Annotated in this window: 24 protein-coding genes; 23 read left to right on the top strand and 1 reads right to left on the bottom strand. The window is 43.3% G+C overall.

Features of this window, described 5'->3' with window-relative positions; all coding sequences use genetic code 11:
• Window positions 1–8: 8 nt before the first annotated feature.
• From pth to IMZ28_RS02065, 15 genes are all read left to right on the top strand, one after another.
• The gene (gene pth, locus IMZ28_RS01995; RefSeq protein WP_197548974.1) at window positions 9–581 is read left to right on the top strand and encodes an aminoacyl-tRNA hydrolase; all 573 of its coding nucleotides are present in this window, start codon (window positions 9–11) and stop codon (window positions 579–581) included.
• Window positions 578–1,660, top strand: a complete 1,083-nt coding sequence (locus IMZ28_RS02000; RefSeq protein WP_197548975.1) for an LptF/LptG family permease — start codon at window positions 578–580, stop codon at window positions 1,658–1,660. Before pth ends, IMZ28_RS02000 begins: the two co-directional genes overlap by 4 nt.
• An 86-nt stretch (window positions 1,661–1,746) precedes the next feature.
• On the top strand, window positions 1,747–2,955 hold the full coding sequence (lysA, locus tag IMZ28_RS02005; RefSeq protein WP_197548976.1) for a diaminopimelate decarboxylase: 1,209 nt from the start codon (window positions 1,747–1,749) through the stop codon (window positions 2,953–2,955).
• A 138-nt stretch (window positions 2,956–3,093) separates the two neighbouring features.
• Complete coding sequence (pheA, locus tag IMZ28_RS02010) at window positions 3,094–4,152, top strand: prephenate dehydratase (RefSeq protein ID WP_197548977.1); 1,059 nt, start codon at window positions 3,094–3,096, stop codon at window positions 4,150–4,152.
• Window positions 4,153–4,271: 119 nt separating this feature from the next.
• Window positions 4,272–5,366 carry a histidinol-phosphate transaminase gene (gene hisC, locus IMZ28_RS02015; protein ID WP_197548978.1) on the top strand — a complete coding sequence of 365 codons (1,095 nt, stop codon included), beginning with the start codon at window positions 4,272–4,274 and terminating at the stop codon, window positions 5,364–5,366.
• Window positions 5,363–5,575 carry a hypothetical protein gene (locus tag IMZ28_RS02020; protein WP_197548979.1) on the top strand — a complete coding sequence of 71 codons (213 nt, stop codon included), beginning with the start codon at window positions 5,363–5,365 and terminating at the stop codon, window positions 5,573–5,575. The genes hisC and IMZ28_RS02020 overlap by 4 nt, the downstream gene beginning before the upstream one ends.
• 10 nt (window positions 5,576–5,585) lie before the next feature.
• Entirely contained in the window at window positions 5,586–7,388 is a 1,803-nt protein-coding gene (dxs, locus tag IMZ28_RS02025) for a 1-deoxy-D-xylulose-5-phosphate synthase (protein WP_197548980.1), read from the top strand.
• A gap of 135 nt (window positions 7,389–7,523) precedes the next feature.
• Window positions 7,524–8,684 carry a methionine adenosyltransferase gene (metK, locus tag IMZ28_RS02030; protein WP_197548981.1) on the top strand — a complete coding sequence of 387 codons (1,161 nt, stop codon included), beginning with the start codon at window positions 7,524–7,526 and terminating at the stop codon, window positions 8,682–8,684.
• Window positions 8,685–8,745: 61 nt separating this feature from the next.
• The gene (locus tag IMZ28_RS02035) at window positions 8,746–9,021 is read left to right on the top strand and encodes a 4Fe-4S dicluster domain-containing protein (protein WP_197548982.1); all 276 of its coding nucleotides are present in this window, start codon (window positions 8,746–8,748) and stop codon (window positions 9,019–9,021) included.
• A 148-nt stretch (window positions 9,022–9,169) separates the two neighbouring features.
• Window positions 9,170–9,583 carry a nucleoside-diphosphate kinase gene (gene ndk, locus IMZ28_RS02040; protein WP_197548983.1) on the top strand — a complete coding sequence of 138 codons (414 nt, stop codon included), beginning with the start codon at window positions 9,170–9,172 and terminating at the stop codon, window positions 9,581–9,583.
• A gap of 12 nt (window positions 9,584–9,595) precedes the next feature.
• Window positions 9,596–9,970 carry a YceD family protein gene (locus tag IMZ28_RS02045; protein ID WP_197548984.1) on the top strand — a complete coding sequence of 125 codons (375 nt, stop codon included), beginning with the start codon at window positions 9,596–9,598 and terminating at the stop codon, window positions 9,968–9,970.
• A 23-nt stretch (window positions 9,971–9,993) separates the two neighbouring features.
• Window positions 9,994–10,155 carry a 50S ribosomal protein L32 gene (gene rpmF, locus IMZ28_RS02050; RefSeq protein WP_012083812.1) on the top strand — a complete coding sequence of 54 codons (162 nt, stop codon included), beginning with the start codon at window positions 9,994–9,996 and terminating at the stop codon, window positions 10,153–10,155.
• 5 nt (window positions 10,156–10,160) lie between these two features.
• Entirely contained in the window at window positions 10,161–11,150 is a 990-nt protein-coding gene (gene plsX, locus IMZ28_RS02055; RefSeq protein WP_197548985.1) for a phosphate acyltransferase PlsX, read from the top strand.
• A 108-nt stretch (window positions 11,151–11,258) separates the two neighbouring features.
• Window positions 11,259–12,281, top strand: a complete 1,023-nt coding sequence (locus tag IMZ28_RS02060; RefSeq protein ID WP_197548986.1) for a beta-ketoacyl-ACP synthase III — start codon at window positions 11,259–11,261, stop codon at window positions 12,279–12,281.
• Window positions 12,282–12,308: 27 nt separating this feature from the next.
• Complete coding sequence (locus IMZ28_RS02065; RefSeq protein ID WP_197548987.1) at window positions 12,309–13,127, top strand: TIGR00282 family metallophosphoesterase; 819 nt, start codon at window positions 12,309–12,311, stop codon at window positions 13,125–13,127.
• A gap of 116 nt (window positions 13,128–13,243) precedes the next feature.
• On the opposite strand, the gene IMZ28_RS02070 is transcribed toward IMZ28_RS02065, so the two are convergent.
• Entirely contained in the window at window positions 13,244–15,292 is a 2,049-nt protein-coding gene (locus IMZ28_RS02070) for a DNA polymerase III subunit gamma/tau (RefSeq protein WP_197548988.1), read from the bottom strand.
• 189 nt (window positions 15,293–15,481) lie between these two features.
• On the opposite strand from IMZ28_RS02070, the gene leuS reads away from it, so the two are divergent.
• The 8 genes from leuS (at window position 15,482) to IMZ28_RS02110 (ending at window position 26,477) form a co-directional block, all read left to right on the top strand.
• On the top strand, window positions 15,482–17,923 hold the full coding sequence (leuS, locus tag IMZ28_RS02075) for a leucine--tRNA ligase (RefSeq protein WP_197548989.1): 2,442 nt from the start codon (window positions 15,482–15,484) through the stop codon (window positions 17,921–17,923).
• A 65-nt stretch (window positions 17,924–17,988) separates the two neighbouring features.
• Window positions 17,989–18,549 carry an LPS assembly lipoprotein LptE gene (gene lptE, locus IMZ28_RS02080; RefSeq protein ID WP_197548990.1) on the top strand — a complete coding sequence of 187 codons (561 nt, stop codon included), beginning with the start codon at window positions 17,989–17,991 and terminating at the stop codon, window positions 18,547–18,549.
• Entirely contained in the window at window positions 18,546–19,778 is a 1,233-nt protein-coding gene (locus IMZ28_RS02085) for a bifunctional folylpolyglutamate synthase/dihydrofolate synthase (protein ID WP_197548991.1), read from the top strand. Before lptE ends, IMZ28_RS02085 begins: the two co-directional genes overlap by 4 nt.
• A gap of 31 nt (window positions 19,779–19,809) precedes the next feature.
• Window positions 19,810–22,797 (top strand): transcription-repair coupling factor, encoded by a 2,988-nt coding sequence (gene mfd / locus IMZ28_RS02090; RefSeq protein WP_197548992.1) that lies wholly within the window; start codon window positions 19,810–19,812, stop codon window positions 22,795–22,797.
• Window positions 22,798–23,123: 326 nt separating this feature from the next.
• On the top strand, window positions 23,124–24,071 hold the full coding sequence (locus IMZ28_RS02095; RefSeq protein ID WP_197548993.1) for an AAA family ATPase: 948 nt from the start codon (window positions 23,124–23,126) through the stop codon (window positions 24,069–24,071).
• Window positions 24,072–24,236: 165 nt separating this feature from the next.
• A complete protein-coding gene (locus IMZ28_RS02100; RefSeq protein WP_197548994.1) occupies window positions 24,237–25,067 on the top strand; it encodes a DUF58 domain-containing protein in 831 nt (276 codons plus the stop codon).
• Window positions 25,064–25,573 (top strand): hypothetical protein, encoded by a 510-nt coding sequence (locus IMZ28_RS02105; protein WP_232087498.1) that lies wholly within the window; start codon window positions 25,064–25,066, stop codon window positions 25,571–25,573. Before IMZ28_RS02100 ends, IMZ28_RS02105 begins: the two co-directional genes overlap by 4 nt.
• The gene (locus IMZ28_RS02110) at window positions 25,560–26,477 is read left to right on the top strand and encodes a vWA domain-containing protein (protein ID WP_197548995.1); all 918 of its coding nucleotides are present in this window, start codon (window positions 25,560–25,562) and stop codon (window positions 26,475–26,477) included. The genes IMZ28_RS02105 and IMZ28_RS02110 overlap by 14 nt, the downstream gene beginning before the upstream one ends.
• Window positions 26,478–26,627 lie beyond the last annotated feature (150 nt).

Genomic DNA, 26,627 nt, shown 5'->3' on the forward strand with positions numbered 1-26,627 from the left:
GTATTGTCGTGACACTCTTCGTAGGTCTGGGAAACCCGGGATCACAATACGAAGATACACGCCACAATATTGGTTTCAAGGTCATCGACGCACTTGTAGATGACACTGGAGCCAGAGATATCTCCAAAACAGCATTTCACGGTATGCTTTACCGTACAACCAATACCCTTTTTCTAAAACCTGTTACCTATATGAACCTTTCAGGCAAGAGTGTACTTCCTGTCAAGCAGTTTTTCAAAGTCGATCTGGAGAATATTATTGTGGTCCATGATGATATTGATCTTCCTTTTGGTGCGGTACGTTTTAAAAGAGGGGGCGGACATGGTGGACATAATGGTTTAAAGTCAATAGATGCTATGGTCGGTAGAGAGTATCTGCGTGTGAGAATAGGTGTAGGAAAACCTGAACGAAAATCACAGGTGGCGGATTATGTACTGCATGATTTCAATGCAGAAGAGATAACATTGCTCAGGTCACTTATTGATCATGTTGTTAGCGCATGTAAAGCACTTTTGAAGCATGAGCTCAATGAAGTCAAGTCACACTACACTCTTAAGTCTATAGAGGCACTGCACGTATGAGTCTGCTGAATCCTCCTCGTTATTTTTTCTATATTGCCAAACACTATATCAAAAACCTTTTGGCCATCCTTTTTGGATTGGCATTTGCCTTTGCTGCGATCGATTATTTCCAGCATATTCAGAAATTGGATGTTGCAGGCAACTACAAGATCCTCTATATCTACTATATGTGGCAGGAGGCATTAGGTCTTCTCTATCCTTTAGCGATCGTTTTTGCTCTCATTATGACCAAGCTGACTTTTGTCAAGCAGAATACCATGGGAGCATTCCATGCTTTCGGGTACAGTAAAAAACGTCTTGTTGTACCGTTGATGTCTGTTGCAGTGCTTATCTATGCTCTCTTTACCTATCTGCATACCACAGAGTTTTCTTATGCAAAGGATAAAGCAGCTGTGCTTTTGGAAAAACAGCTCAATGCCTATGATGTCAATGATCTTTTCTTCAAATACAATGATACATTTGTCTATATGAAAAAGCTTGATCCTGTGCATAAAAAGCTCGAAGATATTACGATCTTCAAAGTATCCGGCTACAGGGTACTCTATACGATTCATGCACCCTATGCGGTTTTTGATGGAGAAGAATGGGATGCGAAAGATGCTACACTCAAGACACATATATATGAAGATGGCAAACTGGTTCGCTACCAAATTGAGCATAAAAAAAATATTAAAACGCTTAAAGGCTACAAACCCAAGATAATAGAGTCACTTTATCAAGGGAAAGCACTCAATATTGTTGATGCCTATACGACCTGGAAACTGCTTGAAGAACAGCATCTTAATTCTGACAAGATACGTGCAGTTCTTTATGAAAAGACAGTGATGCCTCTTTTTGCTTTGGCAATGTTACTTATTCTTTTTTTCAAACTCCCTTTTCATGCAAGGATGATGCATGTTGGACTGGTTATCGCGTCTGCTTTGGGATCGACTTTTGTTGTTTGGGGGATATTGTTCGGTTTGAACCAGATTGGTGCCAATGGTGTATTGCCACCTGAGGTGACAGTGATTTTGCCTATAGGACTGCTTTGGGTCTATGCGATCTATGTCTTTTTTACAAATGAACGAAGTATCGTATAGACTTCTGAATCTACTCACGTCTCTCTGTTAGGGCACCTCTAATCAATTTTTAGATAAAATCACTTCAAATATCAAGAGGATAGTAAATGTCTATAGACTATAAAGGACTGGTGGAGAAATACGGTTCTCCGCTCTACATGTATGATTTTGATTATATTGAAAACCGTTACAGAACACTCAAAGAAGCTTTTGCAGGGAAAAAGTCACTTATTAACTATGCAGTCAAAGCCAACTCCAATCTTTCTGTGATTCAACATTTGGCAAAGCTTGGTGCCGGAGCTGATTGTGTAAGTATCGGTGAAGTCAGACGTGCATTGGATGCGGGTGTAGATAAGTACAAGATCATTTTTTCAGGTGTAGGAAAGCGTGATGATGAGATCGAGGAGGCATTGAAAAGAGATATTTTAATGCTCAACCTTGAGAGCGAAGCAGAGATGAAACGTGTGGAGATGGTGGCAAAAGCTCTGGGTAAAGAAGCACGTATTTCCATCCGGGTTAATCCCAACATCGATCCTCAGACGCATCCCTATATCTCGACAGGCCTGCATGAGAATAAGTTTGGGGTTGAGATCGATATGGCAAAACGTATGTATATTTATGCAAACAAGTCAGAGTATCTTAATCCGGTAGGGATACATTTTCATATCGGTTCACAGTTGACCAACCTTGATCCGATTAAAGAGTCGGCTATGATCGTTGCAGATCTGGTACGTTCACTTAGAGCAATTAAGATCGATATCAAGTTCTTTGATGTGGGTGGCGGAATAGGTGTAGTCTATGATGATGAAACACCTATCCCGGAGAGAGCCTACACAGAAGCGATCTCTGAGGCAACCAAAGGGTTGGATGTGACACTGCTTTGCGAGCCCGGACGCTATATGGTTGCTAATGCCGGTGCTTTCTTTACAAAAGTTCTATACGAGAAGAACAACGACGGTAAGCGTTTCGTGATCGTTGATGGCGGAATGAATGATCTGATCCGACCAAGTCTTTACAATGCATATCATAAGATCGAAGCAGTGGGAGCAGAGGGAGAAAAGACACCTGCTGATGTTGTCGGTCCTGTTTGTGAGAGTGGTGATTTCTTTGGAAAGAATGTACCGCTGCCACCATTGAATCATAACGACATCATTGTGGTACAGTCGGCAGGAGCTTATGGCTTTACAATGGCAAGTAACTACAATACACGTCCAAAACCTGCTGAAATTGCGTTACAAGGTGGAACGGACAGACTGATCCGAAGACGTGAGACCTATGAAGATCAGGTACGTCTGGAGAAAGAGTTCTTGGAATAAAATGATAAATAACGTTGATAAGCGACAGGTCACACAAATACTTTGCCGAAGATATCGTAGTGTATACCTTCAGTTGGAGTCCGGTGTGAACGTACTCAAAAAGACTTCGCTTCTTTGGCGTTATAACAAGGAGTAGGTATGACACTGGATGAGTTACGAGAGAAAATAGACCATATTGACGATACACTGCTTAAACTATATAATGAACGTATGGAACTGGTGCACCAGGTGGGTGAACTGAAAAATACTACCGGTGCACCCATTTATCGTCCTGAACGTGAGCAGGAGATATTGAAGCGTCTTAAAGAACACAATCACGGAAAGCTTACTGATGAAGCGATAGATGCTCTATTCCTGGAAATGTTTGCCGTTGCACGTAATCTTGAACGTCCTGAAGCCATTGCCTATCTTGGACCGGAAGCAAGTTTTACCCATCAGGCAGCAGAGAGCAAGTTTGGTGCAATGAGTGTCTATTTCCCCGTTGCGACTATCAAAGGAGTATTTCGTGAAGTCAGTAATGGTAAGGCTAAATTCGGTGTTGTGCCTATAGAGAACAGTTCCAACGGTATTGTGAGTGATACGATCAACTGCCTGAATGACTATGACTTGAAGATTATTGCCGAGGTGGTTGTGGAAATTCACCATGTGCTTGCAACTGAGGCAGAGAATATAAAGGATATTGAGCGTATCTATTCCAAAGATATCGCTTTTGGGCAGTGTCAGAATTTTTTGAGTGACTTCGGTTTTGACGAGGTTGAACAGATTCCTGTGGAGTCTACAGCAAAAGCGGCTAAACTGGCGGCGGAGGATCCTCAGAGTGCAGCGATCTGTTCTGCCGTTGCAGCCAAGATCTATAACCTCCCGGTCCTTTTTGAGAATATTGAAGATAACCAGAATAATAGAACACGATTTTTTATTGTCAGCGATTTTGAGAATGCACCAAGCGGCAATGACAAGACATCACTTTTGGTAAAATTGCCGAACAAGCCGGGTTCACTGGTTGAATTTCTTAATGATTTTGAAGCGGCGAATATTAATCTGACAAAGATAAAATCACATATTGTCGAAGGCGTATCGGTCTTTTTCATAGAGTTTAACGGGCATAAAGATGACCCAAAGATCAAAGAGATCATCCAAAAGCATAAAGATGTGATCAAGGTACTCGGTTCTTATGTCAAGGAGACGGATGATATCTGATCAATGCTGTTGCATTTGTTCAGTGGGAGAAAGGAATGCAGAAAGTCTCAGTTTGCTTTTCTCTGCAAGGTTTTTATTTAATGTAAGATGGGACTTCTCCCATCATCTGAAGGATAGTAATGAAGTTCAATAAAGTGTTAGAGAGTATTAAAACTTATGAAGCAGGAAAGCCTATCGAACTGGTGGTGCGTGAGTTCGGTATTTCCCCTGAAGAGGTGGTCAAACTGGCGTCCAATGAGAACCCTATAGGTACAAGTCCTGCTGTAGCAGAGGTCATTAGAAAAAATGCAGACAAAGCACACCTCTATCCTGATGACAGTATGTTTGAACTGAAAGAAGTACTTTCCCGAAAGTTTAGTGTAGAAGATGAGAATATTATCATTGGTGCGGGATCAGATCAGGTATTGGAGTTTATTTCCAGGGCGCTGCTGAATGAGAACGAGTCGGTCTTGATGTCGGCAGTAACCTTTGCAATGTATGAGATCTATGCCAGACAAATGGGTGCAAAGATTGTAAGAACACCGAGTTATGAGCACAAAGCTGATGAGTTTCTTGATGCTTATAATGAATATAAACCAAAGATCGTTTATATCTGCACACCCAATAATCCGACCGGAGATGCAACCGGCAAAGAAGAGGTATTGCGAATCATAGAAGCGATCGACAATGATACGCTGGTAGTGGTTGATGGTGCCTATATGGAGTATGCGGCAGCAAAAGATACAAAATATGCTATTACACCAAACGATCTTTTAGGTTATGAAAATGTTATCTATCTTGGTACCTTTTCAAAAGCATACGGGCTTGGAGGTATGCGTGTAGGATACGGGATCGCACAGAGAGACTTGATCAAAGAGCTTTACAAGATGCGTCCGCCGTTTAACATCACGACACTTTCACTGGCTGCAGCGATCGAAGCGGCAAAAGATAATACTTTCGTAAAAGAATCCATTGCGCTGCATCAGGAGCAGATCAAGCGTTATGAAACCTTTGCCCGAGAGAATGGGTTTACATATATAGACAGTTATACCAACTTTATCACCTATCTGTTCCCGGATTCGATGAATTCTACAGATATCTCTGATATGCTGTTAAAGCGGGGGGTGATCATCCGAAACCTGGCCTCTTATGGAATGAATGCTGTACGGATTACTATCGGAACGGAGCGTCAGAACGACATCTTCTTCAAACATTTTGCAGAGGTTATTGCTTGAAACGTGTTGAGGTGGTCAAGGCAGGTGAGGTAAAGACCGAACCATTTGTACTGGAAGATTTCATCGAAGCTAAAGTTAAACCTGTTACTATGGAAAAAATAACAAAAAAGCGATTGAAAGAGACAGCAAAAGAGCTAGGGCTTTCGTATGATGATGAGAAGCTTGTCTTTGCCAAGAAGATATTGATGTATTATATGACTAAGCAATAGAGAGAAAATAATGGATATTAAAGACTATACGGTTGAAGAGCTTGAAGTACTGGCACAGAAGATAAGAGACCGCATACTTGCAACGGTAAGTAAAAATGGCGGACACTTGAGTTCAACAATGGGTGCAACTGATCTGATTGTAGCGATGCACAAGGTCTTTGATGTAAACAAAGACCCGTTTATTTTTGATGTCAGTCATCAGGCTTACGCACATAAACTTCTGACCGATCGATGGGAGACTTTTGATACATTACGTCAGTTTGGAGGGATCAGCGGGTATACCAAACCCAAAGAGTCTTCATATGATTATTATGTAGCAGGGCACAGTTCCACTTCCATTTCATTGGCAGTTGGAGCAGCCAAAGCGATCGCACTCAAAGGAGAGGAGCGCATTCCGGTAGCATTTATCGGTGATGGAAGTATGAGTGCAGGGATGGTCTATGAGGCACTTAATGAATTGGGGGATCGTAAGTATCCTGTGGTGATCATTCTTAATGACAATGAGATGAGTATTGCCAAACCGATCGGTGCAATATCCAAACTGCTGTCACAGACGATGGCTGGTTCTTTCTATCAGAAGTTCAAGGGAAAAGTGGAGAAGGTACTGGACCATTTTCCCGAAGGTGCGACCTATATGGCTAAGCGCTTTGAAGAGTCTTTTAAGCTGATCACTCCAGGTATTCTTTTTGAAGAGATGGGTATAGAATATATTGGTCCGGTGGACGGACATGATATCTCTTCACTGGTTGAAACGATGGAAGTAGCAAAGCAGTTTGGCAAGCCGGTAATCATACATGCCCAGACAACCAAAGGTAAAGGATATGAGATCGCAGAGGGAACCAAAGAGCATTGGCATGGTGTTGGTGCATTTGATCCGGAAACCGGTAAAGCATATAAAAAAAGCAGTGCCAAATCTGCGACACAGATTTTTTCGGAAACACTGGTTTCTATGGCAGATGAAGATGAAAAGATCGTAGGAGTGACTGCTGCAATGCCAAGCGGTACGGGACTTAGTGCCGCCATGGAGAAGTATCCTGAACGCTTTTGGGATGTTGCCATTGCCGAGCAGCATGCAGTAACCTCCATGGGACCATTGGCAAAAGAGGGATTTAAACCTTTCTGTGCCATCTATTCTACTTTTTTGCAAAGAGGGTATGACCAGGTGATCCATGATATTGCTTTGATGGACTTGGGTGTGGCATTTGCTCTGGATCGTGCAGGAATCGTAGGAGAAGACGGAGAGACGCATCAGGGAGTTTTTGATATCTCTTATCTGAGAGCTATCCCCAATATGACGCTTTTAGCACCGTATAATGAAACAACAATGAAACTGGCAATGGCGTTTGCCAAAGAGTATGATCATCCGTGTGCCTTCAGGTACCCAAGAGGATCCTTCCTCGCTGAGGATTGCCAGTGCCCTGCTTTTGAACTTGGTAAGTCTGTACTGCTTCAAGAAGGGGAGGAGATCCTTTTTATCGGGTATGGTAACGGTGTAGGAAGAGCAGAACAGACTGCGGCTTTATTGGAGAAAAAGGTGGCAATACTTGACCTTCGCTTTGTCAAGCCCTTGGATGAAACAATGCTTGAATCGTTGAGTAAACGTTATAAGCAATGGTATGTTTTCTCAGACTCCGCAAAGCGTGGAGGTGTAGGTTCTGCGATTCTGGAATTTCTGAACGGAAAAGGGATCAGTGATATATCGTTAACTTCATTTGAGTATGATGACGCTTTCATTACCCATGGGAATACTAAGCTGGTAGAAGAGAGTCTTGGATTGTTGCCTGAACAACTGGCCGAACGGGTAAAAAATTAACAGTTAAAAACTAAAGAAGATTGTAAGGTGCATTTTTAATGCACCGGTTCAAGTGTTGAACTTAATAAAGTGATAGTTTATCTTTTTATTAAGTTCAGTGACAGTGGACGAACTTAATATTTAAAAGGATTAAAAATGGCTAACGAATACATTTTTACCAGTGAGTCAGTAACCGAAGGGCATCCTGACAAGATGGCAGACCAGATCTCAGATGCGATCCTGGACTACATCATTAAAGAGGACCGCAATGCCAGAGTGGCATGTGAAACGTTACTGAGCAATGGTTTTTGTGTTATTGCAGGAGAATTAAAGACAACAGCATATGCGCCAATGCAGGAAATTGCACGTGAAGTGGTAAGAGATATCGGTTATACCGATGCATCTTACGGGTTTGACTATCGCTCAGCCGGTGTATTGAACGGAATTGGAGAACAGTCGCCGGATATCAATCAGGGAGTTGACCAGGCAGATGGTGAGATTGGTGCAGGTGATCAGGGACTGATGTTCGGATATGCCTGTAAAGAGACACCTGAACTGATGCCTCTTCCTATCTCATTGGCACACAAGATCACAGCCAAGTTGGCTGAAGTAAGAAAAAACGGAACTGTTCCTTTTCTCCGTCCCGACGGAAAAGCACAGGTCTCAGTAAAATATGTTGATGGGAAACCGGTCGGTGTTGATACGGTCGTTGTCTCTACCCAGCATCATGACAATGTCTCGCTGGCACAGGTGCAAAAGGCAGTACGCCAAGAGGTTATTACCCCTGTACTTGAAGCATATGATATGCTTAGTGATGAGATCACCTACCATATTAATCCGACAGGCCGTTTTGTTATCGGTGGTCCTCAGGGTGATGCCGGTTTGACAGGAAGAAAGATTATAGTTGACACCTATGGGGGGTCATGTCCGCATGGTGGAGGTGCTTTCTCAGGAAAGGATCCAACAAAAGTAGACCGCTCTGCAGCCTATGCAGCACGCCACGTGGCTAAAAATCTTGTGGCTGCAGGTGCCTGTGAAAAAGCGACACTGCAGATCGCTTATGCAATCGGTGTAGCTGAGCCGGTCTCTATTTATGTCGATACCCATGGTACTTCCAATATAGAGGAAGAAAAGATTATTGCATGTGTCAAAGAGTTATTCGACCTGACACCAAAAGGGATCATGGATTCTCTCGATCTGTTACGTCCGATCTATCGAAAAACAGCGGCCTATGGACACTTTGGTAGAGAAGAAGAGGATTTCAGCTGGGAAAAATTGGATAGGGTAGATGAGATTAGAACCTATTTAGGGATATAATTAAAGAATAATTTAAATAAGTTTTGCTATAGTTTGAGCATCTTACATAAAGGAGAAACAAATGGCAGTAATTATTACAGATACTTGTATCAACTGTGCCGCTTGTATTGACGAATGTCCAGTAGAAGCGATCGTTGATGAGGATGATAACCCAACAGGTGAGGAGATCTACTACGTATACCCAGACAAATGTGTTGAGTGTGTAGATTACTTTGAAGTTCCGGCATGTGCAGAAGCATGTCCTACTGAAGGATGTATCCAGTGGGATGATCCAGTAGAAGGAATGCCTGCGTCACCAAACAGAGGGGAAAAAGGTACGCCGGTAATCGAGGACTAATTTCCATTTTACGTTACGGTCGGGGCTTCCCGGCCGACCTATCTATATTTCAAGAAAATCACCTTTTAATCAAAAATTAATATCTATTTAGATACAATTCCGCCCGAATACTTCTCTGTGAAGTAAATTATCCCTTAGGAATATATGTATGGAACAAACACTATCAATTATCAAACCAGATGCAGTAGCAAAAAATGTTGTAGGGCAGATTCTTGCACGTTTTGAAGCAGCCGGACTTAGAATTGCAGCAACAAAAAAGACTAGACTCTCAAGAGTAGATGCAGAAGCATTTTATGCGGTTCACAAAGATCGTCCTTTCTTCAATGATCTTGTAGAATTCATGATCTCGGGACCGGTTGTGGTTTCTGTTCTTGAAGGTGAAAATGCAATGGCAAAGAACAGAGAGCTTATGGGAGCAACAAACCCTAAAGAAGCTGAACCGGGAACCATAAGAGCGGATTTTGCAGACAGCATTGATGCAAATGCAGTACACGGAAGTGACTCTTTGGAAAATGCAGCAGTTGAGATCAGTTTCTTTTTTGCCCAAAGAGAAATACATTAATTAAGAACGTTTTTGAAAATTCTTTTTGACAAAGTAGGTTCAACAGCAAAGCCTGTTGAACTGGATGTTCAGGGTGTGAAACTGACCGGAACACTACAAAAGAGCGGTTATCATCGTGTCTTGCTCAATGCCAAAATGGAGGGAAGTCTTCCTCTTATATGTGATCGCTGCGGTCAAGTATTTGACCAGGAGATCACAACACCGCTGAAGCTGACGCTCAGTGATCAGGTATCTGAAGATAAAGATGATTTGGATATAATTGAGTTTTTAGATGGCGTTATCGATGTAACGTACATACTTGAAAGCGAAATTAATGCGATCGAAGGTGCATTCCACTACTGTGACAATTGTGACGGAAGTGAAGAGACACTGGAAATAGAATATTAAAACAACGAAGAAAAGGATGAACTATGGCAGTACCTAAGAGACGTGTGAGCCACACAAGAGCAGCAAAAAGAAGAACACATTACAAATTGACACTTCCAATGCCGGTTAAAGATGCAGATGGAACATGGAGAATGCCTCACCACATGAATATGACTACAGGTGAGTACAAAACAACAAAAGCGTAATCTGAATGATAAAGATTGCGATTGACGCGATGGGTGGGGACTTTGGTCCTGAACCCATTATTGAAGGTGTTGTCCAGGCACTTGAAGAGAAAAGTTTCCTTCCTGTTTTGGTGGGAGACAAAGAAGAAATTCTTTCACTCCTCCCCCAATACTACATTAACAAAGTAGAGATTGTTGAAGCATCTGATGTGATCGATATGGCGGATCAGGCAACGAATGCCTTAAAGCGTAAGGACTCATCGATCTATAAAGCGGTTGAACTGGTACGCAACAAAGAGGCTGATGCAGTTGTATCTGCCGGACACAGCGGTGCGACCATGACTCTGGCAACACTTCGGATAGGGCGCTTGCCGCATATTTCCAAACCGGCATTGGCGACATTGATGCCAAGTCTTGGAAACAACAAAACGCTTGTACTGGATGTTGGTGCAGTCACAGACTGTACACCTCAGAATCTCTATGAGTTCGGTGCTATGGGTGAAGCATATGTAGAGAAGACACTGGATGTAAAAAATCCGCGTGTCGGACTGCTATCGAACGGTTCGGAAGAGACTAAAGGCAATGCACTCACCAAGGAGGCATTCAAGCTTTTGAAAGGTCTTCGAGGTTTTGTCGGAAATGTAGAAGGGAAAGACATTTTTAACGGTAATGTCGATGTGGTGGTATGTGACGGATTTACCGGAAACATTCTCCTCAAGACAAGTGAAGGTGTCGTAACCACAGTTTTTGCCCTGATGAAACAGTATATACGTAAATCCCTTCCTGCAAAGATCGGTGCATTGATGATGCGAAAGAAGGTGTTTGTCAATATGAAAAAAGAGGTTGACAAAGATGAATACGGCGGTGCTCCACTGCTTGGTATTAACGGATGTGCGATCATTTCCCATGGTGCATCAAATGCAAAAGCAATCAAGAACGCGATCTTTCAGGCAATACGCTTTACACAAACGGATGTCAACAAAGAGATCGAGACACTTCTTACGGAAAATGCATAAACAAGGGGCTTTTTGCCCTTTTGCATCATACTTTTATTCTCCGTTTTCTCCTCAAATCTTAGAAACTTATGGTAAAATAGAGTCTGAATTTACGGCTCAAGGATAACGATGTCACCTACTACACCTCCCTATGCTTCATTCCGGTCTATCGGAGCTTATGTCCCTGAAAAGATCCTTTCCAATGAAGACCTTGAAAAGATGGTAGATACGACCGATGAATGGATCACAAAACGTACCGGGATTAAAGAACGTCATATCGCTGCAGAGGATGAGTATACCAGTGATATGGGTGCGAAAGCGGCAAAGACTGCAATAGAACGTGCCGGATTAAGCAGTGATGATATAGATCTTGTTGTATGTGCAACAGTAACACCTGACTATTTCAATATGCCTTCAACAGCATGCATCATATCTGATAAGCTGGGTATCAAAAATGTGCAGGCATTTGATATTTCAGCTGCATGCAGTGGATTTGTCTATGCACTTTCAGTCGCAAAAGCTTTTGTAGAGTCGGGTATGAAAAAAAATGTACTGGTGGTCGGTTCTGAAAAGTTCTCTTCGATTGTGGACTATACAGACAGGGGTACATGCATCCTCTTCGGTGATGGAGCCGGGGCAGCAGTGATCTCCGCCACAGACAATAAAGAGGAAGCATTTATCGATATTCATGCAAGTGCGGACGGTTCTTACGCAGACTTCCTTGTAACACCGGCACCCGGCAGCATTAACCCTGTCAGCCAGAAGGTATTGGATGAGGGGTTGCAGTATGTACAGATGAAAGGAAATGAGACCTTTAAACTGGCCGTAAAGACCTTAACCAAAGATGTCAAAGAGATTTTGGAGAAGAATGGGATCGCGTCAGATGATATTCCCTACTTCATACCACATCAGGCAAATTACCGTATTATCAAAGCGGTAGGTGATGCATTGAAAATGCGTGAAGATCAAGTGGTTTTAACTGTCCATAAGTATGGTAATACTTCGGCAGCATCCATTCCAATGGCGATCAATGACATTTATGAGTCAGGACGTCTCAAAACCGGAGATCTGATGTTGCTTGATACCTTTGGCGGCGGACTCACCTGGGCAAGTGCTTTGCTTCCGTTTGCAGGGGAGAGCGCTCAGCGCTAAGAGCGCAGCGTTCAGAAGAGATTTGTAATGCGGATAGGGTTTATAGGGGATATTGTAGGCAAACCCGGCCGTTTAATGATCAAGCAGCACCTCCGACGCCTCCGTCAGGAACACTTCCTTGATTTTGTCATTGCCAATTATGAGAATGCTTCCCATGGCTTCGGTCTGACAGAGAAGAACTGTGAAGAACTGCTGGGTTATGGTATTGATATGATGACCGGAGGCAATCACAGTTTTGATAAAAAAGAGATCTTCGGCCTTTTTGAAACATATCCGCTCATCCGTCCTATGAACTATCCGGATGCTGCTCCAGGGAAAGGCATATTCCATACCAGGATCAAGGGTAAGGATGTTGCAGTTTTGAATGTTATGGGACACTATACAATGCCTATGGCAGATAATCCTTTTACGATGATCACCTCTGTTGTCGCTTCTTTGAAAGCAGAAGGGATCAAACATATTATTATTGATATACATGCAGAAGCAAGCTCTGAAAAAAATGCGCTGTTACATATGCTTAAAGAGGATACTTCAGCGCTCATGGGCACGCATACCCACGTGGGAAGTGACGATCTTATGATTATAGACGGTTGCTGTTATGTGACCGATGTGGGACTTACCGGATGCAGGGATGGTGTGATTGGTATGGATAAGGAGGTTCCTTTGAAACGTTTTTTAACCGGTCTGGGAGGGCACCATGATATTCCTGATACCTGTAAGGCAATCTTTCAGATGATAGTATTTGAACTTGATGATCAAGGGCGATGTATCAAGGCGGAGAAAGTGAAGGTTTATGATGATAGACCAAAGATAACTACTCCGGCCTGGATTGATAGAGAGGCTTAAATATTAATCCGAAATATGCATTAGAATCACTCAAAGTTCACCTAATGCATATTTCGGGATTAAGAATTAGGATATAAGAAAAGTTTAGAATGCAGTTGTTCTCTCTTCTTGATCATTTATGTATTTCGCTTGATCCGTACTTTTTTGGGGTTAAAGAGTTCCATGGCTGTTTTGATCATAGGCTCATCCAAAAGTGTTGAGGGATCTTTTTCTTTTGCCGCTTCTGTTTCACCTGCTTCAGGAGCGATACAGGAGCTTTTCATTTCAACTTCCTCAATCATGGATGCTGTATCAGTATCATTGTGAACGACCGGAGCCTTTTCAGTGCCCACAGGTGTATTGCCGTGCTCAGCTACTGTAAGTACTTTATTTGAAGTATTGTCTGGCTTTTCGTCACTTTCTGTTAGTTGCCCACTGTTGCCTGTATCAGCTTTTTTTTTAGCGATATTTTTGATCTTTGTTTCAAATCCGAAGAGTTCTTTGACAAACATGTTGACCAGACCCCAGTGGTTGATCAGTATTTTTTTGTCAGCTCCTTCGGCTGTTGACTCCCATGTCAATGTATTATCAGTAAAATCTATAAAAGTGATATTGCGCTCAAAACAGCTTCCAAGATCATAGTTACGGTCGTAAATCTTTTTGACAAGATTGTCAAAAAGATGAGTATTAAGTGTTAAACGCTCAGGATTCTGAGGAGGGTGTACAGGAGCCTGTGGTTCCTCTTTTATCTCCATTTTTTTTTCTGTAACAGGCGGTTGTGCAGAAGTGGGAGGCTCTTCCATTTTTGATAAATCGGCACTATCTGTCTCTTTCTGTTCTTTTACAATGGCTGTCGGAGTGGAGACAACTGACTGAAGTGCCTCTGAAGCACTTTGATCTACTGATACATTGTTTGTTTCCGGTTTTTGCGTAGGTACTGAGATACCCTGCTTTGTAGAAGTTTGCTGCTTTGTCTGGTTTTCCTGAACACTGAACCCTGAATTCTGAAGGCTTTCTCTTTCAACGGGAGCGAGAATCTCCTCCTCTGTGATTGTGATTACCTCTTTGGGAACGGAAAGGTCAGGTGTCGGTGTAGTTACCATGATTTCACTTATCTCAACCCCTTTAAGTTCCCTTTCCAAGCCTTTGATCATAGTATCTATATCTTTGATCTGAAGTGCTTCCATCATTTTGAAAAGAGTCAATGAAAGTACGAATTCACCGTCACTTCCAAGGGAAAGAAGGTTTTTCGACTCGGCAATGGTTCTAAAGAAACGCTCTATGATCATTGGGCTGAGTTTACCGCTTTTTTCAAGCAGCAAACTCTTGAGATAGAGTGTCAGTTCATCAAGAATCATCTCTGCTTCATAGTCAGCAGTATCTCTAATGAAATCTAAAATAGCACTGGTCTTTTTTTGGACGATATCGCCCAGTAGTTTCTCCAAAAGAGTCGGCTCTATGATTCCCAGCATTCCTGTTACCGTAGCAACATCAACAAAGTTCTGTGAGTAGACGATGGCCTGATCCAGAAGGGTAAGAGAGTCTCTGAGGCTTCCCGCCCCCGTTCGTGCGATAATCTCGACGGCTTCTTTTTCAAATCCTATATTTTCAAGGTTAAGTATGTGCTCAAGATGTTTCTCGACCAGCTGCTGAGGGATCTTTTTAAAGCGGAAATGCTGGGTGCGTGACAGAATGGTCGCCGGCAGTTTAAGCGGGTCGGTTGTTGCCAGAATGAATTTGACAAAATCAGGCGGCTCTTCAAGTGTTTTGAGCAGAGCATTGAATGCCTGATTGGTGAGCATATGCACTTCATCAATGATGAATATCTTAAAACGTGCCGAACTTGGTTTGTACTTGGTATGTTCTATGAGGTCTTTAATGTCATCAATTCCACGGTTGCTGGCAGCATCCATCTCAATAATATCCATATGACGACTCTCTGCTGCCATGATACAGTGTGTGCACTCCCCGCATGGTTGTGAACTTGCACCTTTTTCACAGAGCAGGGCTTTGGCAAAAATACGTGCTGTTGAGGTTTTACCGCTTCCCCTCAGCCCGGAGAAAAGGTAGGCATGGGAGAGCCTCTGATTATCCAGCGCAAGTGAGAGTGTCTGTGAAACTGCTTCTTGTCCAATCAGGTCATTAAAGGTCGAGGGACGATATTTTCTTGCTAAAGCCAATGACACATATACTCCTCGTTTTTAATGCTATATTGTATTCTATTTTTACTTTTGATTGGTATAAACAATTTTATGGCTATTCCCATCGCGGTAATGATATGGTCAAATCAGGAATGACGGCTATATATACTCATCTCTAACCCCATCTTCGCTATAATCCTGCTAATTAAATAACTATACGATAAGTGAGAAACTATGAGTTACAATCCAAGTGAGGTTGAAGCCAAATGGCAAAAGAAATGGGATGAAGAACAGGCATTCGAGCCGAGTGATTCGCATGAACAGAAGAAAAAGTATATTTTGAGCATGTTTCCTTTTCCAAGCGGCCGTCTGCATATGGGACATGTACGTAATTATGCGATAGGTGATGCTTTTGCCAGGTACTATAGAAAACAGAACTTTAATGTACTGCACCCCATTGGTTGGGATGCGTTCGGTATGCCTGCTGAGAATGCGGCAATCAAGCATGGAAGACACCCTAAGGAGTGGACTTACAGTAATATCGACTATATGAGGAAAGAGCTGAGTACACTGGGACTCTCTTTTTCCAAAACACGGGAGTTTGCCACCTGTGATGAACTCTATACAAAACATGAGCAGAAATTCATTATCGAGATGTTTGAAAAGGGTCTTCTCTACCGTGAGTCGACCACGGTAAACTGGTGTGAAAGCTGTCATACAGTACTTGCCAATGAACAGGTAGAGGAAGGATGCTGCTGGCGTTGTGACAACCCTGTAGAGCTGAAAGAGATGCCGGGATACTATCTTGATATCATCAAGTATGCCGATGAACTGCTTGAAGATCTGGAGCAGCTTGAAGGGAAGTGGCCTCACCAGGTCATTACAATGCAGCGTAACTGGATCGGGAAATCACAGGGGCTTGAGTTCGTATTTGAACTGACTGAAGAGAGCAAAGCAAAACTTGGTGGTCATTTTGAAGGTTATACTGTCTTTACAACACGTCCCGATACGATCTACGGAGTGACCTACTCTGCACTGGCGGCGGAACATCCAATCACCAAATATCTGATCGAGAATGGACTGTTGGAGGATGAGACTGCAGAAAAGATCAAAGAGATCAGCAACATGACCGAAGTAGAACGTGCACAGCAGGGTAAGGAGGGCTATCCTCTTGGTATCTCTGTGATTCATCCGTTGACAGGGGAAGAGATTCCGGTCTGGACAGCGAACTTTGTATTGGCAAGCTACGGCGGTGGAGCGGTCATGGCGGTTCCTGCACACGATGAGCGTGACTATGAGTTTGCAACCAAATATGACCTGCCGATCAAACGTGTGATTGAAGGGGGAGAGGAACTGCCGTATACCGGGAACGGAGCACTGATCGAGAGTGATCGCTTCTCCTGTCTAGAGAATGAAGAGGCGAAGGTCGCTATCATCAATTACATAGAAGAGGAAGGCAAAGGCAAAGGGACCACCAACTACAAATTGAGAAACTGGGGGGTAAGCCGTCAGCGTTACTGGGGAGCACCTATTCCGTTTATACATTGTGATGCCTGTGGACTTGTACCGGAAAAGATAGAGAATCTTCCTGTGGCTCTGCCTGAAGATATAGAGATTACCGGTGAAGGGAACCCCCTTGATAATCATCCGACTTGGAAACAGTGCAAGTGTCCAAAATGTGGGAAAGAGGCAGAACGAGAAACAGATACGCTTGATACTTTTGTGCAGTCAAGCTGGTACCAGTTCCGTTATGCGACCAATCCGAAAAAATGGGAAGAGACAGGTATAGAGAGAGAGGATGCGAATTACTGGCTGGGAGTTGATCAGTATATCGGCGGGATCGAACATGCGATCCTTCATCTGCTCTATGCACGTTTCTTTACGAAAGTATTGCGTGATCTTGGTTATCATGATATCGATGAACCGTTTACCAGACTACTGACCCAGGGAATGGTGCTGATGGATGGTGCCAAAATGAGCAAGTCAAAAGGAAACACCGTTGATCCGGATGCTCTGGTAGAGAAGTACGGTGCCGATACGGCTCGTCTCTTTATTCTCTTTGCTGCACCGCCGCAAAAAGAGCTGGAGTGGAATGATTCTGCCGTAGACGGAGCGTTCAAATTTATTAAAAAACTCTATGACAGGAAGTCAAGGGTGACAGGCAATACTCTGCCACACATAGATCACGGAGCACTCAGCAAAGCAAGCAAGCTGGCACGTGTCAAAGTGTATGAAGCATTACAGAAATCAACAGATGTCTATGAAAACACGTTTGCTTTCAATACACTGATTGCAGCCTGTATGGAAGCACTTAATGCGCTGGATAAACAGGAGAATGGAGATGTCTGGACAGAGGGAATGTATATTATGCTCAATCTGCTTGAACCGATCATTCCGCATGTGACAACAGAGCTCAGTGAACAGCTTTTTAACCGTGAGAACCTTACTGCCAAACTGGAAGTAAAGGATGAAGTATTCATACAGGAGAGCATTCTCTATGTTGTGATGATCGGAGGAAAGAAGCGAACTGAGATCGAGGTTGATCCAGCTGCTTCGAGTGATGAGATACTGGCTGCTGCCAAAGAGGCGGGAGAGAAGTGGTTGCAGGGAATGCAGATCGTTAAAGAGATCGTAGTGCCGAACAAGCTGGTTAACTTGGCAGTCAAGCCAAGTTAGTGAAGAGTGAGGAGTGAAAGTATGCAAAAGCAGGTTTTGCTTTTATTGAATAGAGGAGTATTAGCATGAATATATCAAATAAAGGTTTTGCGCAGCAAAACAAACCGACACTCTCCACTCTTCACTCTCCACTCTTCACTTTAATGGCAGCACTGCTGCTATTAACCGCTTGCGGTTACAAACCTTCTTCCCATGCGATTCAAAATCTTTTTGCCGACACCGTTTATGTGGAAGTGAATGTGGACAGGGCTGAACCGGAAAATGCTCCTTTTCTCAAGGATGAGATGAACCGTATTGTCTACAACCGTTTCAAAGGGCATGTTGCATCAAAAGAGACAGCTGAGAGCCGAATCTATATTAGCTATGCAGGGAGCAGTTTTACACCACTTACCTATACAGACGGATATGTGACACGATATCGTGCCAATATAGATGTACGCTTTGATATGGTGACGAAAAAAGGAAAGCTGAGCAAAACGATCTCTGCAATCCATGAATCAGATATTCAGGAAAGTTCTCTAAGCTCTTCAACACTAAGGATCGAGGCGATCCGAAAAGGATTGGAAAAAGCGATGGATGAGTTCCTGGCTTATGCAAGTGCCAAGGGAATGCTGGATAGTAAATGAGTAATGAGAAACCGATAGCGTGTTCGGCATCACTAAATGTATTTTTGGATGAAAAACCGCTTTACTACAAAGAGATTGACCATGAGCGGGTGCATCATGCTTATGCCATACTCAAACCCCATATCAGACGACCCAAAACCGTGCATCTTGTCGGTACCAACGGCAAAGGTTCAACCGGCCGTATGATTGCCTACCTCGCCTGGAAGCAAGGGATGGATGATGAAGGGTCGCTGCAGGCTGGCAACAACCACTCCTCATTTTCTGTCGGGCACTACACTTCACCGCATATTCTGAAGTTCAATGAACGAATATGGCTAAATGGCAAAGATGCCTCCGATGAGCTACTGGAAGCAGCACATCAAAAGCTCTATGCAATTCTTGGTAAAGAGATGAGTGAGGCGCTAAGCTACTTTGAATATACTACGCTTTTGTCATTTGTCGTTTTTGAAAAGTGTGATCTAATGGTACTTGAAGCGGGACTTGGCGGAGAGTTTGATGCGACCAATGTCTGTGACAAAGAGTTGAGTGTCATAACGCCTATCGGGATCGATCATCAGGCATTTTTGGGAGATACTATTGAAGAGATCTCAGCTACAAAGATTCGCAGTATTCAAAAAAGTGTGCTGCTTGCACCGCAGCCTTATGATGAGGCAGTGAAAGTTGCGCAACAGATTGCCGGAGAGAAAAAAGCAGAGCTTTTTAGTGTTCAGCGTTCAGCGTTCAGCGTTCAGAAGATGGCACTGTTGCATGAAATTGCTGTGAAAAAGAGATGGGGTGAGTATCTTGTTGATAATGCCATGGTTGCACTGCAAGCATTAGAGATATTGGGTATTCCGTATGATATCAATGATCTTTATGATCTTGAACTCTTTGGAAGATTCTATCCTCTGACAGAGAATATACGTATCGATGTAGGACACAATCCGCTGGCTGCCCAAGCGATTGTCAGGTCGATGCAGTCTGAGACAGTACTTGTTTATAACTCACTGGATGATAAAGACTGTGAAGCAGTATTACGCATTTTAAAACCCAAAGTGAAACGTGTGGAGATCATACTTGTTGATTCGCAACGGGCTGCAACTCTTGAAAAGATCGAGCATGCATTACAGCATGCAGGGGTGCCGTATGGATCTTTTAATTATGAGATAGATCCAAATGAGAACTATCTGGTATTTGGTTCGTTCTATACGGTAGAGGCATTTTTGAAGAGTATTGGTTTTCAAAAGTGATCAGCAATAGATAGATAAAAAAGGTAAAACATTGGTATATCAGAGCAATATTTACGAGTATCTGGAACACTCCGACAGTAAACACCTTCTAATCTGCAAAGATGATAAAGAGGCAAAGCAGATTTCAGATGTAGCAAATCTTCTGGGGTACAATACTTTTGTTCTGCCTGATATCCGTGTGAGTGTGGGAGAGGATCTGCGCGCTTACGCAGAAGAAGTACAGGCACTCTTTATACAGCTGGCAGGATATGCCAAAAGTAAGAGAAAAAAACTTCTTGTCTCTCCGGTAAGAACACTGTTGCTTCCTTTCCCCAAAGCAGAATTTTTTGAGAGTATGATGATTGAATTCGGGGAGAGTCTTGATATTCCCGGCTTGAAGGAGAAACTCTATCAGTGGGGATACCACTTTACAGATATTGCCGCACAAAAGGGTGAAGTCTCTTTCCGTGGGGATATTATTGATATTTATCCTATTACCAGTGAGAAACCATATCGTATTTCACTCTTTGATGAAGAGGTGGAGACGATTCACTATTATGATGAAACCTCCCAAAAACGTCTTGGAGATGAGTTGGAGTCTCTGGAGATCACACCGGCATTTCTGGCATTGGACAAAGAAGAACATGAAGCGCTTAGAAATCGGTGTGAGCACAGTCCTTATGATACTTTTGTGAAAGATATAGATTCGCTTGGACTATGGCATCTTGATGATCTTGCACAAAATGCTTTTGAAATGTTTGACGCAATATTGACAGCTAATCTTGATGAAGAGCTACAGGAGATCTACGAACTTGACAGACCGATGGTAGAGCGTAAACATTTCCTGTTACCAATTATTCCTGAGGCTACAAAGTACCGTGATCTTGAAGTGGTCGATCCAAATAAACTACTGGAATCTCATAAAGGGAAGCAGATCACGATCCTGGCAAAGAATGAAAGTATCGTCCGCGGTTCGCAATTAAGCTTTTTTGAGAATATTGAATTTGTTTATCAGGATGGTATAGTCAATATCCTGGGACAGGAGAGACTTATTCTTTCACTGAATAAACCTTTTAAGCGAAAGAAGGTCAAAAAAGCGACAATTATTCTCGATGAGCTCAAACCGGGTGATTATGTAGTACATGAGAACCATGGTGTAGGGATCTTTCGGGGCATTGAAAAGCGTGAAGTCCTGGGGGCAACTTCGGAGTTTGTAACCATTATGTACCAGAATGAAGATACGCTGCTCATTCCGGTAAGCAATCTTGAGGTCATCGACCGCTATGTAGCAGAAGGCGGGGCACTTCCGGTTCTTGACCGTATGGGCAAGGCAAGCTTCAAAAAGCTTAAAGAGAAGGTCAAGGAGAAACTCTTTGCAATCGCCAGCCAGATCATCAATCTTTCGGCACAGCGTCATCTCAAAAAGGGAATTGTGTTGAAAACCCCTGAAGAGCATGCTCTCTTTATGTCCAAAGCGGGATTTGTACATACCGAAGATCAGGAACGGGCAATCTTTGAAATGCTTGAAGATATGCAGTCGGGTCGTATGATGGACAGACTGCTTTCAGCGGATGTTGGTTTTGGAAAGACGGAAGTTGCGATGAACGGAATATTTGTTGCAGTAAAGAACGGCTATCAGGCGATGATGATCGCACCGACCACGCTGCTGAGTGCACAGCACTACAAAAGTCTCAAGGAGCGTTTTTACGGTGAAGAGATCTCCGTAGCCAAACTCGATCGTTTCTCTACGACCAAAGAGAAAAACAGCGTACTCAAAGGTTTGGCTGAAGGCAGTATCGATGTGGTGGTGGGAACCCATGCGCTGCTTAAGGCAAAGTTTAAGAGTCTTGCCCTGGTGGTGATCGATGAGGAGCATAAGTTCGGGGTCAAGCAGAAAGAGGCACTCAAGGAGATGAGTATTGATGTGCATTTGCTTTCTATGTCAGCGACTCCTATTCCCCGCTCACTCAATATGGCACTCTCACAGGTCAAAAGCTTTTCAGAGATTCTTACACCTCCGACTGAACGTCAGGGGGTACGTACCTTTGTAAAAAGTTATGATGACAAAGTGATTAAAGAGGCGATCTTGCGCGAACTGCGCCGTGGTGGCCAGATCTTCTATGTATTCAACTCTATTGCAGGGATCGAAGAGAAGAAAAAACAGTTGCTTGATATCTTGCCAAAACTTCGTATTGCTGTGCTCCATTCCAAGATTTCAGCAAAAGAGACCGAAGATGAGATGCTGAAATTTGAGGATGGGGAGTATGATGTACTGCTCTCTACTTCCATTGTCGAATCGGGTATTCATATGCCACATGCAAATACGATGATCGTTGACGGGGCGGACAGTTTCGGTATTGCCGACCTGCATCAACTGCGTGGACGTGTCGGACGTGGAGGTAAAGAGGGCTACTGTTATTTCATGGTGACAGACAAAGAGCGTCTTACAGACAATGCCAAACGAAGACTGCTTGCACTCGAGACACACTCCGATCTTGGAAGCGGTGCGGTCCTTGCTTTTCATGACCTTGAGATACGCGGCGGAGGGAATATCATCGGTGAGGCACAAAGCGGCCATATTAAACAGATAGGGTACAGCCTCTACCTGCGTATGCTTGAAGATGCTATTAAAGAATTAAGCGGACAGGATAAGGAGGTAAGCCAGCAGATCGATATGAAGCTTTCGATCCAGGCGTATCTGAATGAAGAGCTTATCGAAGAGGATAGGTTGCGTCTTGAACTTTATCGTCGTCTTTCTCTTTGTGAGAGTGCAGGTGAAGTCTATGAGATCGAAGCAGAGATTGCAGACCGGTTTGGCAAACCGGATACTGTTACACGACAGTTCATTGATGTGATGGTCATGAAAGTACTTGCACGTCAGCAGGGGATTTCCAAGGTTTCATCCTATGGAGAGAATGTCTTTATGGAGTTTGCAGAGGAAGGTAAAGAGCGTGTTGTGCTTAAAGCCCGAAGCAAGGATGACGATGACATTATTGCAACCGCTATGAACTATCTGAAGCAAAACAGTGAAAACATTTAATTTTAGTTAACCTCACTCAAGTATACTCCTGTTAATATTACCGTACCAATTAAATACCTCAAACTTTGAGAGAACGAGACGAGGCAAGATGTGCGTGAAAAAATCTGAAGGACTACCCGTAGGTAATTCAAAGATTTTTTTGCGTGCAGGTTGTCTCGTATCGTTCTCCCCGAAGGGTGCGCACTTTCGCCCACATACGGCGTTAGATTTTCTTGAATTAGCCTCCGGCTAGTCCTGCGAAAATCTGCCTTGTCTGTGAACGAAATTGCAGCATCAAAGATTGAGGTATTTAATTGGTACGGTAATAAACCATTCAGGAGAGAACCTTGAGTCAAACCATTCAAGAGATTAGAAAAGAGATTTCCAAAGTCCTTGTCGGACAGGATAAGATGGTAGAGGGGCTGCTTGCAGGGCTGCTTTGCCGTGGACACATTCTGCTTGAGGGGGTGCCCGGGCTTGCCAAGACCACAGCCGTCAATGCGATGGCAAAGACATTGGGGCTGAACTTCAAACGGGTACAGTTCACTCCCGATCTGCTTCCGTCGGACATTATTGGAACTGAGATATACGACCCTTCCAATAACGCCTTCAAGATCAAGCAGGGACCTGTCTTTACCAATCTTCTGCTTGCGGATGAGATCAACCGTGCACCTGCAAAAGTACAGTCAGCCTTGCTTGAAGTTATGCAGGAGCGTCAGGTAACCATTGGAGATGAGACTTTCAAGATCGATCTTCCCTTCCTTGTTATGGCGACACAAAACCCGGTAGAGCAGGAGGGTGCCTATGAGCTTCCTGAAGCACAGCTTGACCGTTTCATGATGAAAGTGGTTGTGGGTTACAACACCAAAGAGGAGGAGCTTGAGATCGCAAGACGTGTGGCGAACAACTCTTTTGAACAAATAGAGCAGGTAGCGTCCAAAGAGGATCTTGAGCGTATCAGAAAAGAGGCGATGGATATCCACATGGATGAAGAGGTGGAGCGTTACATCATTGAACTGGTTGCAGCAACACGTGATCCCAAGGCATATGGTCTTGAAGAGCTTGAAGCATTTATTGAATTCGGTGCGTCTCCGCGTGCGAGTATCGATATGTATAAAGCCAGCCGAGCCATTGCCTACCTTAAAGGACAGGATTATGTATCACCGCTTGAGATTGCCTATATTGCCAAAGAAGTTCTCAGGCACAGAATTATCCTGAGCTATGAGGCCCAGGCAGAAGATGTAACGCAGGATCAGATCATCGAGAAGATACTGGCAGCGGTGCCGATTCCGTGATCTTCAAGAAAGATCAAATGAAGAATGAGGAATTAGGAATGAGGAATTTTGGTATGCTTTTTTGCAAAAAGCCTATAGTTAATAAAAGCGTTGCCTTGCAACGCAAACCGAAACTATTCACTATTCACTATTCACCATTAACTCACCTCAAACGGAGGTGTCCTGATGAATAAAGTAGCAAAAAAGATAGTACTCAAAACCCGGAAGCAGGTTTACGGAGACATGCTGGGTAACAATGCCTCGTTATTTCAGGGTGAAGGTTTTGAGTTTGCCGAGCTAAGAGAGTATGTTTACGGAGATGATGTCCGTAAAATCGACTGGAAGACAACAGCTAAACTTGGAAAGCCCTTTGTCAAGGTTTATAAAGAGGAGAGGGAGCTTAATGTCGTAGTTGTAACGATGATGAGCGGGTCGATGTATTTTGGAACAGTGAAGCAGAAGTCTGATATTGCGGCAGAAGTAGTGGCAACACTTGGATTCTCTGCTGTCAGGAATGCTGACTTGTTTTCACACATGATTTTTGCAGACAGGCTTTATACACTAAGCAAGCCGAGTAAAAAGCTTTTCTCAGTGCATAAAGCAATCGAAGAGGTGCTTGAGTTCGATCCGCTTGGGAAAGTGGGGGACTATCAGGCTTTGGTAGAGATACTGAACAATCGTCTGAAGAAGAAAGCGCTGCTTTTCATTATTTCCGATTTTGTAGGTGAGATAGACCTGAAGCTGCTCAGTAAGAAGCATGATGTTTTTGCTGTGATGGTACGTGACAGGTTTGAAGAGGATCCGAGTGAACTGGGATATCTGCGTCTGATCGATATGGAAACCAAACAGAGTTTTGAAGGTAACATCGATACTGGTACGCTTAAAAATTACAAAAAAGCACTTTTGAAAAATGATCACAGACTTTATGAACAGTTCAAGAAACAGGGAATACGTTTTACAAAGATATATACTCATGATGATCCAGTGATCAAACTGATGAAGGGAATGAGAAAATGAGAAATGAGAAGTTAGAAATGGGAAATGAGAAACGCTTTGAGAAGCAAAGCATACCAAGACTTTTTACGCTTCACTCTCTGCTCTTCACTACATTGGCTCTTGCAGAGGCCAATATTACTGCACAGCTTCGGGATATCAAGCCGTTACTAAAGATCCCTGACAGCAGTTTTTATATCTATTGGGGGATGATCGGTTTTGGTATCCTGCTGGTACTCGCCATACTCTTTTTTATTTTCAAAAAGCTGTGGGAGAACCGCAGGATTAATCTTGCCAAAGGGTATCTTGCCAGACTCAAAGCAATTGACTGGAGTGAGAGTAAAAAGGCAGCTTATGAGGCGACATACTATGCAAGGCTTCTGGCAACTGATGAGAGAAGGAAAGAGCTTTTTTCCCAGCTTGAGCCAATGCTGGAAAAATACAAATATAAAAAAGAGGTCGATGCAGTCGATCAGGATACGCTGAACCAATTCAATCTTTTTGTGCAGGTGGCAGATGAGTCAATTTAGTTTTGAGTATCCGTTAGCATTTTTAGTGATATTGCTTTTTATGTTGTGTGCCAAGTGGTGCAGGGAGCGCAGCAGGGCAATCTTTTTTCCCCATGTGGCTACACTGATCGGAAGCGATGGTCATAAGAGCAGACTGCTTAACTGGCTGAAATGGATAGGGATCGTTGCAGCAGTAGCTGCACTGGCCTCACCGGTGATTACAAAGAGTTACTCCAACTCTAAAAAAGAGGGACGTGATATCGTACTGGTCATTGACAGTTCCGATTCGATGCGTCAGCAAGGGTTTGATCCCAGTGATATCTTTAAGAACAAGTTCGATGTAGTCAAGGAGGTTGTAGCAGACTTTATCAAAAAAAGAGAGAATGACCGTATCGGAATGGTAACCTTTGCCGATGTGGCATTCATTGCTTCGCCATTGACATTTGAGAAAGAGTTTCTGACCAGTATTACCAAAATGCAAAAGCTTGGTATGGCAGGAAAACGAACGGCAATCAATGATGCATTGGTACAGGCATATAACCTTTTGAGCAAAAGTAAAGCCAAAAGCAAGATCGTCATTTTACTGACAGACGGTATTGACAACATGAGTAAAGTGCCTTTCCCTGATGTTAAAAGTATGATTGAAAAGCGAGATATCAAGCTTTATGCCATTGGAATAGGCGGTCCCAGAGACTATGATGCATCTTATCTTACAGCTTTGGCAAAAGCCGGTAAAGGTGAAGCCTTCGGTGCAAGAGACGCAACGACACTGAGCAGGATCTATGACGAGATCGATAAGCTTGAAGCAACGAAGCTGAACAACAAAAAAGTGGTAGAGCATACCTACCTGTATATCTATCCGCTTTTCCTGGCCATCATGAGCCTGCTGCTGTTCATCTACTTTAGAAACCAAAGAGGGATATAAAATGAGAAATGAGGAATTGGGAATGAGAAATTGTGGTATGCTTTTTTGTAAAAAGCCTTTATTGAATAAAGGCGTTGCGCAGCAACGCATACTGACACTCTTCACTCTTCACTCTTCACTCTTCACTAACCTCCGAAAGGAGGTGTACTG

The sequence above is a fragment of the Sulfurovum indicum genome, from assembly GCF_014931715.1.
GTDB lineage: Bacteria > Campylobacterota > Campylobacteria > Campylobacterales > Sulfurovaceae > Sulfurovum > Sulfurovum indicum.

What these genes read in the sequence shown, in the direction of transcription:
- IMZ28_RS02000 (WP_197548975.1), top strand. Translation starts at nt 578, where the DNA reads ATGAGTCTGCTGAATCCTCCTCGTTATTTTTTCTATATTGCCAAACAC.
- lysA (WP_197548976.1), top strand. Translation starts at nt 1,747, where the DNA reads ATGTCTATAGACTATAAAGGACTGGTGGAGAAATACGGTTCTCCGCTC.
- pheA (WP_197548977.1), top strand. Translation starts at nt 3,094, where the DNA reads ATGACACTGGATGAGTTACGAGAGAAAATAGACCATATTGACGATACA.
- hisC (WP_197548978.1), top strand. Translation starts at nt 4,272, where the DNA reads ATGAAGTTCAATAAAGTGTTAGAGAGTATTAAAACTTATGAAGCAGGA.
- dxs (WP_197548980.1), top strand. Translation starts at nt 5,586, where the DNA reads ATGGATATTAAAGACTATACGGTTGAAGAGCTTGAAGTACTGGCACAG.
- metK (WP_197548981.1), top strand. Translation starts at nt 7,524, where the DNA reads ATGGCTAACGAATACATTTTTACCAGTGAGTCAGTAACCGAAGGGCAT.
- IMZ28_RS02035 (WP_197548982.1), top strand. Translation starts at nt 8,746, where the DNA reads ATGGCAGTAATTATTACAGATACTTGTATCAACTGTGCCGCTTGTATT.
- ndk (WP_197548983.1), top strand. Translation starts at nt 9,170, where the DNA reads ATGGAACAAACACTATCAATTATCAAACCAGATGCAGTAGCAAAAAAT.
- rpmF (WP_012083812.1), top strand. Translation starts at nt 9,994, where the DNA reads ATGGCAGTACCTAAGAGACGTGTGAGCCACACAAGAGCAGCAAAAAGA.
- plsX (WP_197548985.1), top strand. Translation starts at nt 10,161, where the DNA reads ATGATAAAGATTGCGATTGACGCGATGGGTGGGGACTTTGGTCCTGAA.
- IMZ28_RS02060 (WP_197548986.1), top strand. Translation starts at nt 11,259, where the DNA reads ATGTCACCTACTACACCTCCCTATGCTTCATTCCGGTCTATCGGAGCT.
- IMZ28_RS02065 (WP_197548987.1), top strand. Translation starts at nt 12,309, where the DNA reads ATGCGGATAGGGTTTATAGGGGATATTGTAGGCAAACCCGGCCGTTTA.
- leuS (WP_197548989.1), top strand. Translation starts at nt 15,482, where the DNA reads ATGAGTTACAATCCAAGTGAGGTTGAAGCCAAATGGCAAAAGAAATGG.
- lptE (WP_197548990.1), top strand. Translation starts at nt 17,989, where the DNA reads ATGAATATATCAAATAAAGGTTTTGCGCAGCAAAACAAACCGACACTC.
- IMZ28_RS02085 (WP_197548991.1), top strand. Translation starts at nt 18,546, where the DNA reads ATGAGTAATGAGAAACCGATAGCGTGTTCGGCATCACTAAATGTATTT.
- IMZ28_RS02100 (WP_197548994.1), top strand. Translation starts at nt 24,237, where the DNA reads ATGAATAAAGTAGCAAAAAAGATAGTACTCAAAACCCGGAAGCAGGTT.
- IMZ28_RS02105 (WP_232087498.1), top strand. Translation starts at nt 25,064, where the DNA reads ATGAGAAATGAGAAGTTAGAAATGGGAAATGAGAAACGCTTTGAGAAG.
- IMZ28_RS02110 (WP_197548995.1), top strand. Translation starts at nt 25,560, where the DNA reads ATGAGTCAATTTAGTTTTGAGTATCCGTTAGCATTTTTAGTGATATTG.